Here is a 15924-nt window from a genome sequence, read left to right on the forward strand (position 1 = left end):
CATGCCTTCAACTGAAGAGCTTTTGAAGCGTCTCGGCGTCGAAATCGACGCCGAGACGCTTCGTCTTGCTCTGACACATCGCTCCTACGCGTATGAACACGGCGGCCTGCCGACCAATGAGCGCCTCGAATTCCTGGGCGATTCCATTCTCGGCTTTTCCGTCACTGATGCGCTCTACCGCGACAATCCTGACCTGCCTGAGGGCGAGCTGGCCAAACGCCGTTCCGCCGTCGTCAGCACCCGTGCGCTGGCAGGAGTTGCCCGCGACCTGGATCTGGGCCAGTACATTCTGCTCGGCCAGGGCGAAAAGCTGACTAACGGCGCGGACAAGTCTTCCATTCTGGCGGACACCGTCGAAGCGCTGATCGGCGCTACCTACCTTGTTAACGGCATCGAAACCGCGCGCGGGATGGTCATGCGCCTCATTTCCCCGCTGCTCGCGGATGCCGAGGCGCTGGGCGCAGGCACTGACTGGAAAACGAGCATCCAGGAACTGGCCGCCGCCCGCAAGATGGGCAGCGTCGAATATGCCGTCCAGGGCTCCGGACCGGACCACGCCAGGACGTTCGTGGCAACGCTGCGCATCGGCGGCACCGCTTACGGCCAGGGCACCGGCCACTCCAAGAAGGAAGCCGAGCAGGAAGCTGCCGCCGTCTCGTGGCGCCAGCTGCGTTCCGTCGAACCCGCAGATGCCTGAACTGCCTGAAGTCGAGGTGGTACGCCGCGGCCTGGCCCAGTGGGTCCGCGGCCGCACCATCACCGGCGTCGAGGTCCTCGACGAGCGTTCCATCCGCCGCCATGCGCTCGGCGCCGAGGACCTGCGCGGCAACCTCGAAGGCACCAGGGTGGAAGACGTGGTGCGCCGCGGCAAGTTCCTTTGGCTGCCGCTGCGCGAAGAAACCAACGACGACGGCGGGGCGCCACGGCTTGCGCTGATGGCCCACCTCGGGATGAGCGGGCAACTGCTGGTCGAGGATTCCGTCCAGCCTGACGAAAAGCACTTGAAGGTCCGCCTCACCCTAAGCCCTGCCTCGAATGCCGACGGCACGTCCATGCCGGCCGAACTGCGCTTCGTCGACCAGCGGATCTTCGGCGGAGTTTTCCTGGCGGACCTGGTGCCGACGGCTGACGGGCACGCGGGAGGGCTGTCGGAAAGCGGCCTGCCACTGGTGCCGGTGGAGGCCACGCATATCGCCCGTGATCCGTTGGATCCTGCGTTCTCGTTCGATACTTTTTACCGCCGCCTGCGTGCCCGCCGCACCGGAATCAAACGCGCCATTCTGGACCAAGGTCTGGTCTCCGGGATCGGAAACATCTACGCCGACGAAGCCCTTTGGGCAGCTAAGCTGCACTATGCCCGGCCCACCGATACGATGCGGCGAAAGGAAGCGGAAAGGCTGGTCGAAGCCTGCCGCGACGTCATGAACCGCGCATTGGACGCCGGGGGCACTAGCTTTGACTCCCTGTACGTGAACGTCAACGGTGCCTCAGGGTACTTCGCCCGGTCGCTGAACGCCTACGGGCGCGAGCGGGAAAACTGCAACCGCTGCGCAGCGCTGGGACTGGAGACCAAGATCCGGCGGGATGTCTTCATGAACCGTTCCTCCTACTCCTGCCCGGTGTGCCAGCCGAGGCCGCGCAACGCCCGCTGGTAGCCTGAGCGTCGCCGCTGTCCTTTCCGGTAACGGCAATAAGCCCATGCCATAGGGTTTTCCCAAGGTCTGCCATTGACCTGGGCAACCAAGGAACGCTAGCTTTAGCCCATACCCGTTCGTAGTTCCACTTCCTTTGCGATGAGGCAAATATGGCTAGTGCCGGACTGTTATACGTAGGCGCAATTCTTTTCATCAACGGGCTGATGCTGCTCGGCCGGATTCCCGGAAAATCAGCCGCAATACTCAATCTCTTCGTGGGTGCCCTGCAGACCGTGGTGCCTCTCGTCCTGCTATCGCAGGCCCAAGGCGAATTGGCCCCGACGTTTGCGGCAGCCGGTCTGTTCCTGTTCGGCTTTACCTACCTCTATGTAGGCATCCTGCAGCTGACCGGCATCAGTGCCGAGGGACTCGGCTGGTTCAGCCTCTTCGTGGCTGTCGTCGCGATAGTTATCGGCGTCCTCAGTTTCACCCTGATCTCGGATCCGCTGTTCGGCGTCATCTGGATCACGTGGGCCGTGCTGTGGTTCATGTTCTTCCTCCTCATGGCCCTGGGCAAGGACTCCATCACGGCGGCCACAGGGTGGTTTGCCATCTTCTGCGGCTGGTTGACCTGCACCATTCCCGCGCTGCTGCTGCTCAGCGGCAGCTTTATCTCGACGGCCACCACTGCCTGGACCGGTGCGCTGATTTTCGCCGCATCCTTTGCCGCCTCATTGTTCCTGGGGCGGCCGCGACAAAAGAGCGACGCAGACCAGGTAGGGCCGGCAACAACACAAGGAGCGGCTTCATGACTCTTTACGAATACCGCTGTGCCCAATGCGACGCGGTCGAGATGAATTTCGCGATGGGGCAGGCACCGCAGAGCACCGAATGTCCTGGCTGCGGACGGGAGGCCCGCAGGGTCTTCAGCGCGCCGAGACTCTCCATCGCCGGGACCAGCGCTTACAAACTGCTGGACAGCACGGCGAGGAGCGCTCACGAGCCGGACGTAGTCTCCGGGTTGCCCGGCAAGAAGACGCCCAAGCAACGTTATACGCACAATCCGCTGCACCAGAAGCTTCCGCGGCCCTGATCCGACAGGGCAGCAGAAACATAAGAGGAGTAGAGAATAATGCCAGAAGTCATTTTCCCGCTCGACTCGAGCAAGAAATTCGAAGACCAGGAAAAAGTCGGACACAACCGCTACCACCCGGAGATCCCGCCCGTTGCGACCGTAAAGCAGGGGGTGTCCGTCCGGGTCGACTGCCGTGAATGGTTCGACGGTGCCATCGTCAATGATGACTCGGCGGACGACATCCTCAATGCCCCGCTGCTAACGGTACACAAACTCAGCGGGCCGTTTGCCATCGAAGGAGCCCAGCCGGGGGACCTGCTCGTCGTCGACATTCTGGATGTCGGACCGATTCCGCAGGAGGACTCCGGGCCGCTGGCCGGCCAGGGCTGGGGCTACACGGGCATTTTTGCGAAGACCAACGGCGGCGGTTTCCTCACGGAGCAGTTCCCCGATGCGTACAAGGCCGTCTGGGACTTCACCGGGCAGAAAGCGACCTCACGCCACGTGCCGAGTGTGTCCTTCAACGGCATCATCCACCCGGGACTGATGGGTACCGCTCCCTCGGCAGAGCTGCTGGCCAAGTGGAACAAGCGCGAAGGCGACCTGATCGCGACGGATCCGGATCGGGTGCCGCCGCTGGCACTGCCGCCGGAGCCGCAGCACGCACTTCTCGGTGGTGTACCGGACTCGGATTTCGACCGTGTGGCAGGGGAAGCCGCCCGCACAGCGCCGCCACGAGAGAACGGCGGAAACCAGGACATCAAGAATCTGACCAAGGGGTCGCGGATCTTCTATCCGGTGTTCGTTGATGGTGCCAACTTCTCGCTCGGAGACCTGCATTTCTCCCAAGGCGACGGCGAGATCACCTTCTGCGGGGCCATCGAGATGGGCGGGTTCATCGACCTGCGCTTCGAAGTGATCAAGGGCGGGATGGACACCTACGGCGTCAGCGAGAACGCTATCTTCATGCCCGGCACCGTGGACCCACAGTTCAGTGAGTGGATTGCATTCTCCGGAACCTCGGTCACCTTGGATGGCAAGCAGCACTATCTGGACTCGCATCTGTCCTACCAGCGCGCCTGCCTCCACGCCATCGACTACCTGACCAAGTTCGGCTACAGCCCCGAGCAGGCCTACCTGCTGCTGGGCGCCGCACCGATCGAGGGCCGGCTGTCCGGGGTGGTCGACATCCCGAACTCTTGCTCGACGGTGTATCTGCCGACGTCGATCTTTGACTTCGATGTGCGGCCATCGGCGAACGGACCGTTCCAGATAGACCCCGGCATCGGCGCCCCCAAGGCTTCTGCGGGCTGAGCAGAGACTACAGCGGTGCCGCGGACGTCGCTACAGGCAGACGTCCGCGGCATTGCACTGGCGGGCAAGCTTGGCTCAGGTGGCCAGATCGGCCAGCGCCGCATCGGTGAAAGCCGGCCAGGCCTCGGCCGCCCAGGGGCCGAAGTCACGGTCCGTGAGCGTGACACATGCGGCGCCGGCTTCCGGATCCGCCCAAAGGAACGTCCCGGACTGGCCGAAATGGCCGAAAGTGCGGGGTGAACTGTTCCCGCCGGTCCAGTGCGGCTGCTTGCCGTTGCGGATTTCGAAGCCCAGGCCCCAGTCATTGTCCTTCTGCCGACCGAAGCCGGGGAGCACGCCCGCCAGCCCGGGGAAAACCACCGAGGTGGCTTCGGACAGCGTGGACGGATCCAGCAGCCGGGGTTGCTGCAGCTCTGCTGCGAAGCGCGACAAATCGGCGACGGTCGAGGTAGCTCCGGCGGCGGGGGAGCCCTCCAGCGAGGTCCGCTGCATGCCCAGGGGTAGCAGGACGCCGTCGCGCAGGTAGTCGGCGAAGGCCATTCCGGTTGCGTGTTCCACGGTTTCGCCGAGGACCTCGAATCCGGCATTGGAGTACAGCCGGCGTTCGCCCGGCGTATAGCGCACGGAGCGGTCGCCGAAGTCGTAACCGCCGCTGTGTGCCAGCAGATGCCGGACGGTCGAACCCTCCGGTCCTGCAGGCTGGTCCAGCTCCAAGGCGCCCTCTTCCACAGCCAGCAACACGGCATAGGCACTGAGCAGTTTGGTGACGGAGGCCAACGCGTAATGGCGGTCCTGGTCTCCGTGGGAGCCCAGCAGGCCGCCGTCCTTTCCGATCACGGCGGTCGACGCATTCGGGACCGGCCAGTCGGCGATATGTTTCAGGCTCTGCATGCTGATTCTCCTACGGGTGGTGGTTAAGCGCGACGGCGGACCGGCCGAGGTAGTGCTCCGCGAGCCGGTCCAGGCCCTCTTCGATGCTGACCGCAGGGGACCAATCCAGCACCTCGCGCGTGCGGCGTTGGTCGAACCAGTGCGCGGTGGAGAGCTGTTCGGCCAGGAACCTTGTCATCGGTGGTTCGTCGCGGACCAGGCCGCGTTTACCGGCTGCGGTCCAGGCGCGCTCGATCACACTGCCGGCGCCCCGGGCCAGCCAGCCCGGCACATTCCAGGCAGGAGGCCTCACGCCGGCAGCCGCGCAGATGCCGGCCAGCAGTTCGCCTACCGGCCGCGGCTGGCCGTTGGTGACCACCAGCGCCTGCCCGTGGGCGTGGTCCATCCGTTCCAGCGTCCGAGCAATGGCGGCGGCGGCGTTGTCGATGTAGGTGCTGTCGATCAGCGCTGTGCCATGGTCCAGCAGGGGCAGTCTGCCAGCCCGTGCCCGCGCCACCACCCGCTCCACCAGCTGGGTATCCCCGGGTCCCCAGACGACGTGCGGACGTACGGCGGCCACCCGGAATGCGGGGGAGTCTTCCGCCAAGGCGAGCAGCTCGGCCGCGGCCTTGGACCTGGCATAGTTTCCGTGTGCCCGTTCGGGATCCGCAGTTCCTGCGCCTGCGCCGGCAATGGCGGTACCGAAATGGGCGACCGACGGCGAAGAGACGAACACGAAGTCCCGTACGCCGGCAGCACGGGCTGCCTTGAGCAGAGCCCGCGTCCCTTCGATATTGGTGGCGACAAAGTCGCTCCATTCGCCGGTGAAGGAAACCTTCGCGGCCAAATGCACGACGGCGTCAACGCCCGTAACTGCGCGGGCCACGGCGAGCTCGTCGGTCAGTGACCCTTGAACCGTTTCTGCCTGTGCCCCATCTTGGGCGAAGGCAGCAGGGCGCCGTTGGAAGGTGCGTACGTGGTGGCCTTGCTCCATCAGCAGCCGGGCGACGGCACCGCCAAGCATGCCGCTGGCGCCAGTGACCAGGATGTTCCGGCCTTGGGCCGTTCCGGTGCTCATGGCTGGCCCATCCGTCCTCCGGCCAGCGCCTTCGCTGCCCACTGTGCCAATGCGGCCCGGTCGATCTTGGAATTGTGCCGGATATCGGTAGGCAGCTCGGGCACCAGCAGGACGGAGGCAAGATCCAGACCTGTTTCTGCCGCTACTGTCTCGCGCACCTTGGCACTGAGCTTCCAAGCGGCAGGGGCGGGCTTCCGTGCCTTCGGCTGCGTTTCGACAACGGCGACCGGAACCTGGGCGCCAGCGGGGCCGACGCCCACCACGGCTGCCCGGGCAACTTGGGGGACCGATTCGGCTGCCTGCTCGGCGGCCACGGGCGTCTTGACGCCGTGGGCGGTGGTCAGGATGTGTGCCAGCCGTCCCTCAACCCAGAGGCGTCCTGCCTCGTCGAGATGCCCCACGTCGCCGGTGCGGTGCCAGCCGGGGACGGATCTGCTGCGCGATTCGGTGATCCACAACCGGTCATAGCGGTCCTTCACGTGCGGAGCACTGACCAGGATCTCGCCGGTAACACCGGGCCGGGTGATGGGGTCATCGGTGCTGCTGCCATCCGGGTTCAGGGCGGTGACGGCAACCTTGGCGCCGGCGACGGGAGTGCCGACGCACACGCCGTTGCCCTTACCAGCTGACCGGATTTCCTCGAGGCTGATGTCGGTGACGGGCAAGGCCTCGGTCATCCCGTACGGCGTGTGCAGGGATGCGTTTGGGACCAGCCGCTGGACTTTGGCCAGCAGCGGCTCCGGGATCGGCGCGCCGGCGGAGAGGAGCAGTTCAACCTCTCCCAAAGCGCCGCGTTGCGGGCCGGACAGCTCGGCGGCGGTAGCCACAACGTTGTTTAATGCTGCCGGGGACGCGAAAACGGCGGTCGCCTGTACTGCTGCCGCGGCTTCGGCCAGTGCCGCCGCGGTCAGGGTCTTGGGCGCCGTGACATCCATGTCGGGGGTGACCGAGGTGGCCCCCAAAGCGGGCCCCAGCAAGGCAAAGGGGGCGAAACCGGCAACCAGTGCGGTGCCGGCCTGCAGCTTGTACGTATCCTTCAGGGTGTCCCGCATGGCGGCCAACTGCCGGTGCGTGTAGACCACGCCCTTCGCCGGTCCGGTGGAGCCGGAGGTGAACAGGATAGCGGCATCCGCGTCCGGATCCGGATCCGTTGTGACTGCTGCGGTACCGGGCTCGCCCGGGATCGACTGCAGCAGGTCCTCCACCGTGTGGCTGACGCCGTACAGCGCGCGTTTGGGTGCGCTCATGGCCGTGGCGCTGATCTTCACGCCAGGCCATTGGAAGAGCCGGGCGGCGACGAAGGCGCGTTCGATTCCGATGATGAACTTCGGGCCTGCGCCCTTGATGGCACGGCTCAGGCCGGTGGCGCCCAGGCCGGCGTCGGCCACCACGATCACGGCCCCGAGCTTCAGGCACGCGTAGATCAGGCTCGTTAGCTCGATGCCGGGGGGAACCAGCAGGTTGACCCGGTCTCCGGCCTTGACACCGATGGACGACAAGCCTGCCGCCAGGCGGTCCACAACGGCGGCGAGTTCGGCCCATGACAACGTCCGCGGGCCGGTTCCCGGCTCGGCGTCGAGCGGGGCCATGTCCACCACGGCGGGCGAAGTGTCCCCGGCCCGCTCGGCCAGTTCGGCCAACATGGGGCGGAACGAACCCGTGCCTACCACCGGCGCCGTCGATGTGGCTTCAGTTGAGCCGGTTTCCGGAGTGCTGGCATCTGCCATTGCATGGCCCGGTGCGCTTTCGCCGCTACGGAGCTCCACGCCGGTCTTCAGCCGGTCCAGCCAGCCGAAGACGGGCGTGGCGATGTCTGCGTCTTCGGGGAGCAGATGGCCGGCACCCTCGAAACGGTGCACGTCGGCCTGCGGCAGGCGCTGCAGCAGATCGCGCAGGTAACGGTCGGAGAAGATCGGATCCTTAGGCCCCCACAGGACCAGGGCCGGAACGTCCAGGGAACGGATGCCATCGGCTACCCCGGTGAGCGTGCCCCAGCTGGGGGCAGCCGGGTCCGCGGGGATGTCGGCGACGAAGTTGCCCACCCCGGATCTCCGCCCGGCGCTGCGGTACGGTGCCATGAACGCTTCGCGGACGTCCTTGGCCAGCGGGGGATGCGCCAACGCATGTGTCACGCGGAGGAAAGCGGCCGACGTCGTCGTTCCCCAGCTGTGCACGGCCGGGTGCAGTGCGAGCTGCAGCGGGGCGGGGACGGAGTAGCCGGCCGGATGTACTGCGGTGTTCGTTAGTACGACGGCGGCGAGCTGCTGCCGGTGGCGTGTGGCCCAGCCGAGGGAGATCAGGCCGCCCCAGTCGTGGCCGACGGTGACGACCGGGCCCGTCAGGTCCAGCTCCCGGGTCAGGTCGCCCAGATCCGTGATGCGGTCCTCAAGCCGGCGGAACGTACCGGTGCGGGCGGAGAAGCCCATGTCCAGCTGGTCGACGGCGACCACCCGCCAGGGCTGCTCCGCGTCGGTTGCTGCCGCCAGCAGGCTGCGCCAGAGGTAGGACCAGGTGGGATTGCCGTGCACGCAGAGCAACGTGCCGGCGGGCGTGATCCCGCGTTCTTCCAGCTGGGGTCCGTTGTCGAGCAGATGCCAGGTGTGCGTGCTGCCGTCCGGGTCCGCTGCCGCCGTCGAAGGTACGTTGACGCGGCGGGACCAGACAGCCCGGACGCCTGGCCACAGCTCAGTTACCACGCAATCTCCATCATGGCCGTGTTCAATCCGGAGCCCACTCCCATGCACAGCACACGGTCGCCGGCGTTGAGGCTCTGCGCTTCCTGGGCCAGGGTCATCGGTAGCGACGCCGGACCCACGTTGCCCCATTTCGGGAAGGTGATCGGCACTCTGTCCTTCACGAGGTTGACGGCCTTGATGATGGCGTTGGTGTAGGAGTTGGAGACCTGGTGGGTGACGTAGCGGTCCATGGACCGCCAGTTCCAGCCGTTGTCATGCGCCTCGTGCCACGCAGTGACCACCAGTTCCAGCCCGCCCTCCAGCAGCCCCTTGGTATCGGTAAACATACCGTCCTGTCCGCCCACGCACAGCCCGTGGTGTTCGGTTCCGGCGCGGGAAACGCCGCCGATGATCCGGTGCGAGCCCGGGTGCAGGTCCGCCGGGCCGATTACGGCTGCGGCGGCGCCGGAGCCCAGCGTCAGCGTGGCGAATTCGCGCAGGTAATCCTCCCGGGAGGAATCCGGATCGTTCAGCCGTTTGAAGGTGGTTTCCTGGGTTTGCTGCGCATCTTCCCCGGCGACGATGAGCGCGTATTTGATCTGGCCGGAGTCAATCATGTTGGCTGCCAGCGTAATCCCGTTGACGAACCCGAGGCAGGCATTGGCCAGGTCGAAGTTGATGGCCGACGACGGCAAACCCAGGCTGTGGTGGATCTTCACCGCCACGGAAGGCTCGAGGTTCTTGCGGGTCACCGAAGTATTGATCAGCAGGCCGATTTCGTCGGGCTCGATGCCGGCCTCGGCCATGGCTTTGGCGCCGGCTTCGATGGCGGCGTCGTCGAAACTTGTGCCCGGCGACCACCAGCGGCGTTCGGACACTCCGGCGACACGCTCGAGCAGACGCTTGGAAAGGCGCAGACGCTTGAGGCTGGGGGCCAGGCGCTCGTCGAACTCCGCGGAACTGACGACTACCGGCGCCTCCACACTTGTGACGGCCAGCAGTGCCGTGTTGTCATGTCGAAACGTCGCGTTACCGATCAATATCCAGCCTTTATTCGTGTTTCTGTCCGCGGCACCGGTCCGCGCCTGTGATGCACCCCGAAACCTTAACTATGCACCTAATGCGGCTGTTCCCGCACATGCACCGTCCGGCATGCATATGTGATTAACCGCTCCTCCACAGCAGACCCGGAACACCTGGTTGCGCACATTAGCGCCCCTTTGTGCCGCGATCCGCATAGGAAACACGATAGATTGTTTCAAGGAAAAAGTGCTGCGGGAGACACAATTTGCATCTGAAATCTCTGACTGTGCGCGGCTTCAAGTCTTTTGCGTCTGCCACGACCTTCGATTTCGAGCCCGGTGTCACGGCCGTCGTCGGTCCCAACGGGTCCGGCAAGTCCAACGTCGTCGACGCTCTGGCCTGGGTCATGGGCGAACAAGGTGCCAAGACCTTGCGCGGCGGCAAGATGGAAGACGTCATCTTCGCAGGCACTTCTGGCCGTTCGCCGCTGGGCCGCGCCCAGGTCTCCTTGACCATCGATAACGCCGACGGCGCCTTACCCATCGAATACACCGAAGTCACCATTTCGCGCACGCTTTTCCGTACCGGCGGCTCCGAATATGCCATCAACGGCAGCAACTGCCGCCTGCTGGACATCCAGGAACTGCTCAGCGATTCCGGCCTCGGCCGCGAAATGCACGTGATCGTGGGCCAGGGCCAGCTGGACCGTATCCTGCACGCCACTCCGGATGACCGCCGGGGTTTCGTCGAGGAAGCCGCGGGAATCCTCAAGCACCGGCGGCGCAAGGAAAAGACGGTCCGGAAGCTTGAGTCGATGCAGGCCAATCTCGCCCGCCTGACCGATCTCACCGGCGAGCTCCGCCGCCAGTTGACCCCGTTGGGCAAACAGGCCGAGGTGGCCCGCCGCGCCCAGCAGGTGCAGTTCGAGGTCCGGGATGCGCGGGCGCGCCTGCTCGCAGATGACTTGGTCCAGCTGACCGCTGCCCTGGCGCAGGAAGTGGCGGATGAAGCGGCGATGAAAGCCAGGCAGGCGGAGGTGGAACGAACGCTGGAGGCAGGACGGCGGCGGCTCGCGGAACTGGAACGGCTGGCGGCAGAGGCTACACCGAGGCTGAACGCCGCCCGGGATGCCTGGTACCAGCTTTCTTCCGCCCGTGAACGGTTCAGATCGCTGGGCAACCTGGCCAATGAACGACGGCGGCTGCTCGGCAATGCGGATGCGGAACCGGAAACCGGACGGGATCCGGACCAGCTGGAACAGCAGGCCGCACAGGTGCGCGAAGAACAGGCGGAACTCGAGTTCGAGCTGGAGGACCGCAGGGAAGCCCTGGAGGACGCAGTCCAGACCCGCGCCGAAGCGGAAGCCAGTGCCGTTGCCGAAGACCAACGCCTGACCGCCATCCTGCGGGCCGCGGCAGACCGCAGGGAAGGTCTCGCCAAACTGGCCGGTCAGGTGGCGGCGGCCCGCTCGCGGGTGGAGGCGGCGGAAGCTGAGCTGGGACGCCTACGTGCCTCGATCGGTGAGGGCGAGGAACGCCGCCGGAAAGCGCAGACCGAGTTCAGCGCGCTGGAATCCCAAGTCGCGGGAGTGGAAGAAGGCGAAGAGGGCCTCGACGCCGAATACGAGCAGGCATCGCAGGAACTGGACGCGATCGAAGAAGAACTCGAATCCCTCGTCGCGGAGGAACGCGAAGCCGAACGTGAGCGCGATGCCTTGTCGGCGCGAAAGGAAGCACTGGAAGTAGGCCTCGACCGCCGGGACGGCAGCGAGGCTCTGCTGGCCTCCGGTTCAGAGGGAGTCCTGGGGCCGCTGGCAGAGCTGATCACGGTGGAACCCGGCTATGAGCCCGCGATAGCCGCGGCGCTGGGCAATAGCGCCGAAGCGGTAGTCGTTGCGGGCCGGGATGCCGGGGTACAGGCTCTGGAGCTGATGAAGAGCGAGGACTCCGGCCGGATTGAGCTTGTCTTTGCCCGGACAGCAGATCCTGCCCCTGCGGGTCAGGCCCCGGCGGATCAGGCCGCGGCTGATCAGTCCGAGGGGGACCTGGCCCTGCCCGGTGGCGCGGTCCCTGCCCTCGCCCTGGTCACGTTGAAGGAAGAAGCCGCAGCCGTACGCGCCTTGCTGGCTTCCGTCGTCGTTGTTGAGGATCTTTCCGGGGCAGCGGAAGCTGTTTCCGCCCGCCCGGAGCTGACCGCGGTGACCAGGGACGGCGAGGTCTTCAGCGCCTATAGCGCCCGTGGCGGATCGGCCGGCCGGCCGAGTCTGCTGGAAGTGCAGGCTGCGGTGGAGGAAACCGCCCAACGGTTGGCACACGCCACGGCCAGGGCAGAACGGGCCAAGTTTGCGATCGCGGCCGCAACGGCACGCCGTGCAGAGACCGCCGCCCGGGCAGAGGCCGCGCTGGAACAGCTGAACGAATCGGACGCCCGGCTGGCGGCTGTGGCTGAGCGGCTGGGCCATCTTGGCTCGACGTTGCGCTCAGCCGTGGGGGAGAGCGAGCGGATCGCCAGGCTGGTTGAAGCTGCCGAAGCCAACGTTGCCACTGAGCAGCAGAAACTGGCGGAGATCACCCAGCGTCTCGGCGCCGCCCAGGAAGCTCCTGCAGAAGTCGAGCCCTCAACCGAACAACGCGATGCGCTCGCAGCCGCCGCCACCAGGGCACGCCAGAGCGAGATGGAAGCCAGACTGGCTCTGCGCTCGGGGGAGGAGCAGCTGAACGCGATCGGCAACCGCGCCGCATCATTGGAAAGGGCAGCGGCGACGGAACGGCACGCCCGGGCGCAGGCAGCCGAGCGGGCACGCAAGCGCCAGGTACAGGCGGCCAAAGCCGCCGCCGTCGGACGGGGCGTCAAGCAGGTGCTGGCCTGGCTGGACGTGTCAGTTGACCTGGCTGAACGCGAACGTGATGCTGCCGAGGAGGTCCGGGCAGCACGGGAGCGCGAACTGGCCACCGTCCGTACCTCGACCGACGCGCTCGCCAACGAGCTGCGGGAACTGACGGATTCCGTACACCGCGATGAGATGGCCCGAGCCCAGCAGCGGCTGCGCATTGAGTCCCTTGAGACAAAGGCGATTGACGAGCTGGGTCTGACGCCGGACCATCTGGTGGCTGAATACGGGCCGGACCAGCCTGTTCCAGTGGCCACGGCGGCGTCGAACGATAAGTGGGCGGCCCTGCGTGAGGAGGTGGACGAAGACGGCAACCCCGTGATCGAGGGAGTGCCGTTTGTCCGTGCGGAGCAGGAGAAGCGGCTGAAGAAGGCCCAACGGGACCTATCCTCCTTGGGCAAGGTGAATCCCCTGGCACTGGAAGAGTTTGCGGCGCTGGAGGAACGCCACCAGTATCTCAGCGGCCAGCTGGAAGACCTCAAGGCCACGCGCAAGGACCTGCTGGACATCATCAAGGAGGTCGATGAGCGGGTGGAACGCGTCTTCACGGAGGCCTACCACGACACGGCGGCACAGTTCGAACGCGTCTTCGGCCGGTTGTTCCCCGGTGGCGAAGGACGACTGGTGCTCACGGATCCGGACGACATGCTCACCACGGGTATCGAAGTCGAGGCACGCCCGGCCGGCAAGAAAATCAAGCGCCTCTCGCTGCTCTCCGGCGGCGAGCGCTCCTTGACCGCCGTGGCCCTGCTGGTGGCGATCTTCAAGGCGCGGCCATCGCCCTTTTACGTGATGGATGAGGTAGAGGCGGCCCTGGATGATACGAACCTGGGGCGGCTGATCACCATTTTCGAGGAACTGCGCGAGTCCAGTCAGCTCATCGTCATCACCCACCAGAAGCGCACCATGGAGGTCGCCGACGCACTCTACGGCGTGACCATGCGGGGTGACGGCGTCTCCACCGTCATATCCCAGCGTCTTGCCACCGCAGAGGTCTAATGCGCGGCGCCCCGACACCCCTGTGGCCCGGTGATCCGGGGCCCGGCGGCACGGCGGCCCGAGCCGGTCCAGCCGGCATCGCTAGTCCCGCCGGTAGCGGCGCACGAAATTGCGCAGCACGTGCTGGGGCTCGGTGACCACGCTTCCACGGACACTTTCCATCACCCTCGCCGCCTCGGCCGGCGGGAAATACCCGGCAAAACGGTAGATGGAGATCCGGGTCAGCAGCCCGTCGATGTCGAGTTCGGGGTGGAACTGTGTGGCATACAGGTTCGATTTCAGCCGGAACATCTGGATCGGGCAGGTAGCCGAGCCGGCCAGCCGCACGGCACCAGCCGGCAGCGTCGAACACGCTTCCTTGTGTCCCACAAAAGCCCGGAACTGGTCCGGCACCCCTGCCAGCAACGGATCCTTTCTGCCATCATCGGTCAGGACTATCTCCACTTCGCCGATCGGCTCGCCGTGGGTCCTGTCGACCACACCGCCCTGGTGCAGGCCCAACGTGCCGACGCCGTAGCAGGCCCCGAAAAACGGGAAATCCGTGGCGATGACCTGATCGAGCAGGCGGCCGAGTTCGCGTTCTACCCGGTGCTGCACCGCCGATTTGTCCGCGGGCGCATCACTGGAGTTGAACGGACTGCCGCCCAGGATGATCCCGCTGTAGGAATCAAGATCAATGTCCGGCAGCGGGGCGGCCTCCAGCCGGACCCGGTGCAGTTCCCCGTCCACTAGGCCGCCGAAGCGCATGAACGCCGCATACTCTTCGTCGGCTGCTTTGTCTTGGGCCCGGGTAGCCAGGAGCAGGAACGGCTTCATGGCTTGATGCTAGTGGAAGGGAACCCTTCCCATTCACGGCGGAAGGTTGCCTCCGCGTTTTCGGCCGCAAACTGCTCCAGCGCGTGCAGGCGCCCGTAGCTGAAGCCGTTTTCATTCTGCAGGACGGACCCGGCGCCCAACCGGCGCAGCAGCCCGCGCGTCAGGACGGTGTCCTGGTGCACGCCGAGCGATTGCTGCACCCGTTGCGCCGCCTCGGCGAGCCGCTGTGCGCGTTTCCCGCCCACCGGGAACGCAGCTTCCGCTGCATACCGCAGCCGCTTGGCACGGATGCGGACCTCGTGCAGGGCGCGTGCATCGGTGGCGCCGCCGGGAGGCTGCTCCGCAGCCGTGACGGCCCTGCGCAGCCGTTTGGCCTCTCGCTTAACGCGCCTGCCGATCACTTGGCGCGCAGGCTCCGAGGCCAGTGCCGTCAGCGGGGGATCGGAAAGTAACCCATCCAGCGCATCGAGCAGGCGGAAGTACCGTTTCGTATCGAGCGCCCGCAATATCTTGGCCCGCGCTGCCTTCAGATCGGTGGTGAGCTGCTCATCGATCCTGCGGGCAACGGGCCCCAGCACCAGTTCCGTGGGCTCCCCGGCAAGTATGTCCCGGAGCCGGTCCTGCATTACCTGGGCGTCACGGGCCTCGCCCAGCAGACCCGCGAGCCACTTCAGCTCGCCCCGCAGCTCACCGGCTGTATCCCCGGCCAGCAGTTTGCGGTAAGTGGCCAGGCACGAGCGCAGCCGCCGGGAAGCCACGCGCATTTTGTGTATCGCTTCAGGCTCACCCGACCGCACCAGCGGATCCTGTTCCTTCACGCTGCCGACCTGCTGATGCAGAAAGAAGAGTACGACGGCGGCCGCCTCACCTTTGCGCTTCGCGCGGGGCGCGGCCGGCTCCGGCTGGCGCGAATGTCGCGACAATTCCGACCGCAGTGTGGAGTTGCGGGATCCGGGTTGCGCACCGGAGCCGTCGCACAGGGCGTCACAAGCGTCCAGCAAGTCCTGATTGCCCTCGACCAGTTCAATCGACCATTCCCGCCACCGGCTGCCCCCGGAGGGACTTCCCAGCTGCTCGGACCGCAGATGGTCATCCAGCATGTCGGCCAGCACCTCATCCCCGGAGCCGCGGAGCCGGTGCAAAACCCGTCTGGTCAGGACCCGGGCAACGGGAACCAACGGCTTGTCCCGCACGTGCACACGCACCAACTGCAGCAGTGGCTTCGGCAATCCACCCTTACCTCGGTCGGGAGGCGAAGAGCTGACCCGGCGCTCGCCGTCGTCGGTTGGCTGCTCCAGTTGCCAACCGGCTTGAGCGCCGGTGCGACGTTCAAGCGTGATGCCCCGTGCGGCCAGCACGAGATCGTCGGTATCGAAGTACACCGCCTCGAACTCGGCTTCCGCGCCTTGTTCCACACGTCTCACGCCCGGCAAAGTATGCAGCGCGGGCAGCGGCGCCAACTCCTCGACGTCGTAGGCGCGTCCAGGCTTTGCCGCGTCCCCAGAATCACTGGCCATTTCCGGCCTTTCGCTTTCGCCCTGGAATCCGCC

Annotated in this window: 12 protein-coding genes; 6 read left to right on the top strand and 6 right to left on the bottom strand. The window is 66.0% G+C overall.

Going from position 1 to position 15924, the window contains the following annotated elements; all coding sequences use genetic code 11:
• The first annotated feature begins 1 nt into the window (after position 1).
• The 5 genes from rnc to fmdA all read left to right on the top strand — a co-directional run bounded on the left by rnc (position 2) and on the right by fmdA (position 4023).
• Positions 2–697 carry a ribonuclease III gene (rnc, locus tag B0G38_RS04590; RefSeq protein WP_264668353.1) on the top strand — a complete coding sequence of 232 codons (696 nt, stop codon included), beginning with the start codon at positions 2–4 and terminating at the stop codon, positions 695–697.
• Positions 690–1655, top strand: a complete 966-nt coding sequence (gene mutM, locus B0G38_RS04595) for a bifunctional DNA-formamidopyrimidine glycosylase/DNA-(apurinic or apyrimidinic site) lyase (protein WP_264668354.1) — start codon at positions 690–692, stop codon at positions 1653–1655. The genes rnc and mutM overlap by 8 nt, the downstream gene beginning before the upstream one ends.
• 149 nt (positions 1656–1804) lie before the next feature.
• Positions 1805–2446, top strand: a complete 642-nt coding sequence (locus tag B0G38_RS04600) for an AmiS/UreI family transporter (RefSeq protein ID WP_264668355.1) — start codon at positions 1805–1807, stop codon at positions 2444–2446.
• Positions 2443–2727: an FmdB family zinc ribbon protein gene (locus B0G38_RS04605; RefSeq protein WP_264668356.1), complete on the top strand. Its 285-nt coding sequence runs from the start codon at positions 2443–2445 to the stop codon at positions 2725–2727. Before B0G38_RS04600 ends, B0G38_RS04605 begins: the two co-directional genes overlap by 4 nt.
• Before the next feature lie 39 nt (positions 2728–2766).
• Positions 2767–4023 carry a formamidase gene (gene fmdA, locus B0G38_RS04610; RefSeq protein WP_264668357.1) on the top strand — a complete coding sequence of 419 codons (1257 nt, stop codon included), beginning with the start codon at positions 2767–2769 and terminating at the stop codon, positions 4021–4023.
• 75 nt (positions 4024–4098) lie between these two features.
• On the opposite strand, the gene B0G38_RS04615 is transcribed toward fmdA, so the two are convergent.
• The 4 genes from B0G38_RS04615 to B0G38_RS04630 are packed head-to-tail and all read right to left on the bottom strand — an operon-like array spanning position 4099 to position 9686.
• On the bottom strand, positions 4099–4914 hold the full coding sequence (locus B0G38_RS04615; RefSeq protein ID WP_264668358.1) for a serine hydrolase domain-containing protein: 816 nt from the start codon (positions 4912–4914) through the stop codon (positions 4099–4101).
• Positions 4915–4924: 10 nt separating this feature from the next.
• Positions 4925–5971 (bottom strand): NAD-dependent epimerase/dehydratase family protein, encoded by a 1047-nt coding sequence (locus tag B0G38_RS04620; protein ID WP_264668359.1) that lies wholly within the window; start codon positions 5969–5971, stop codon positions 4925–4927.
• Entirely contained in the window at positions 5968–8667 is a 2700-nt protein-coding gene (locus B0G38_RS04625) for an alpha/beta fold hydrolase (protein WP_264668360.1), read from the bottom strand. Before B0G38_RS04625 ends, B0G38_RS04620 begins: the two co-directional genes overlap by 4 nt.
• The gene (locus B0G38_RS04630) at positions 8661–9686 is read right to left on the bottom strand and encodes a 3-oxoacyl-ACP synthase III (protein ID WP_205834522.1); all 1026 of its coding nucleotides are present in this window, start codon (positions 9684–9686) and stop codon (positions 8661–8663) included. Before B0G38_RS04630 ends, B0G38_RS04625 begins: the two co-directional genes overlap by 7 nt.
• Positions 9687–9934: 248 nt before the next feature.
• Between B0G38_RS04630 and smc the strand changes: the two genes are divergently transcribed.
• Complete coding sequence (gene smc, locus B0G38_RS04635) at positions 9935–13558, top strand: chromosome segregation protein SMC (RefSeq protein ID WP_264668361.1); 3624 nt, start codon at positions 9935–9937, stop codon at positions 13556–13558.
• A gap of 81 nt (positions 13559–13639) precedes the next feature.
• Here the strand turns inward: smc and B0G38_RS04640 are convergent, their stop codons facing one another.
• Together B0G38_RS04640 and B0G38_RS04645 are read right to left on the bottom strand one after the other, a co-directional pair.
• A complete protein-coding gene (locus tag B0G38_RS04640) occupies positions 13640–14374 on the bottom strand; it encodes a glutamine amidotransferase (protein ID WP_264668362.1) in 735 nt (244 codons plus the stop codon).
• Positions 14371–15891 carry a CYTH and CHAD domain-containing protein gene (locus B0G38_RS04645; protein WP_264668363.1) on the bottom strand — a complete coding sequence of 507 codons (1521 nt, stop codon included), beginning with the start codon at positions 15889–15891 and terminating at the stop codon, positions 14371–14373. Before B0G38_RS04645 ends, B0G38_RS04640 begins: the two co-directional genes overlap by 4 nt.
• Between the last annotated feature and the right edge of the window lie 33 nt (positions 15892–15924).

The sequence above is a fragment of the Crystallibacter permensis genome, assembly GCF_025960875.1.
GTDB lineage: Bacteria > Actinomycetota > Actinomycetes > Actinomycetales > Micrococcaceae > Crystallibacter > Crystallibacter permensis.

Coding starts and splice junctions, on each gene's coding strand:
- rnc (WP_264668353.1), top strand. CDS start 2: ATGCCTTCAACTGAAGAGCTTTTGAAGCGTCTCGGCGTCGAAATCGAC.
- B0G38_RS04600 (WP_264668355.1), top strand. CDS start 1,805: ATGGCTAGTGCCGGACTGTTATACGTAGGCGCAATTCTTTTCATCAAC.
- B0G38_RS04645 (WP_264668363.1), bottom strand. CDS start 15,891: ATGGCCAGTGATTCTGGGGACGCGGCAAAGCCTGGACGCGCCTACGAC.
- B0G38_RS04620 (WP_264668359.1), bottom strand. CDS start 5,971: ATGAGCACCGGAACGGCCCAAGGCCGGAACATCCTGGTCACTGGCGCC.
- B0G38_RS04640 (WP_264668362.1), bottom strand. CDS start 14,374: ATGAAGCCGTTCCTGCTCCTGGCTACCCGGGCCCAAGACAAAGCAGCC.
- B0G38_RS04615 (WP_264668358.1), bottom strand. CDS start 4,914: ATGCAGAGCCTGAAACATATCGCCGACTGGCCGGTCCCGAATGCGTCG.
- fmdA (WP_264668357.1), top strand. CDS start 2,767: ATGCCAGAAGTCATTTTCCCGCTCGACTCGAGCAAGAAATTCGAAGAC.
- B0G38_RS04605 (WP_264668356.1), top strand. CDS start 2,443: ATGACTCTTTACGAATACCGCTGTGCCCAATGCGACGCGGTCGAGATG.
- mutM (WP_264668354.1), top strand. CDS start 690: ATGCCTGAACTGCCTGAAGTCGAGGTGGTACGCCGCGGCCTGGCCCAG.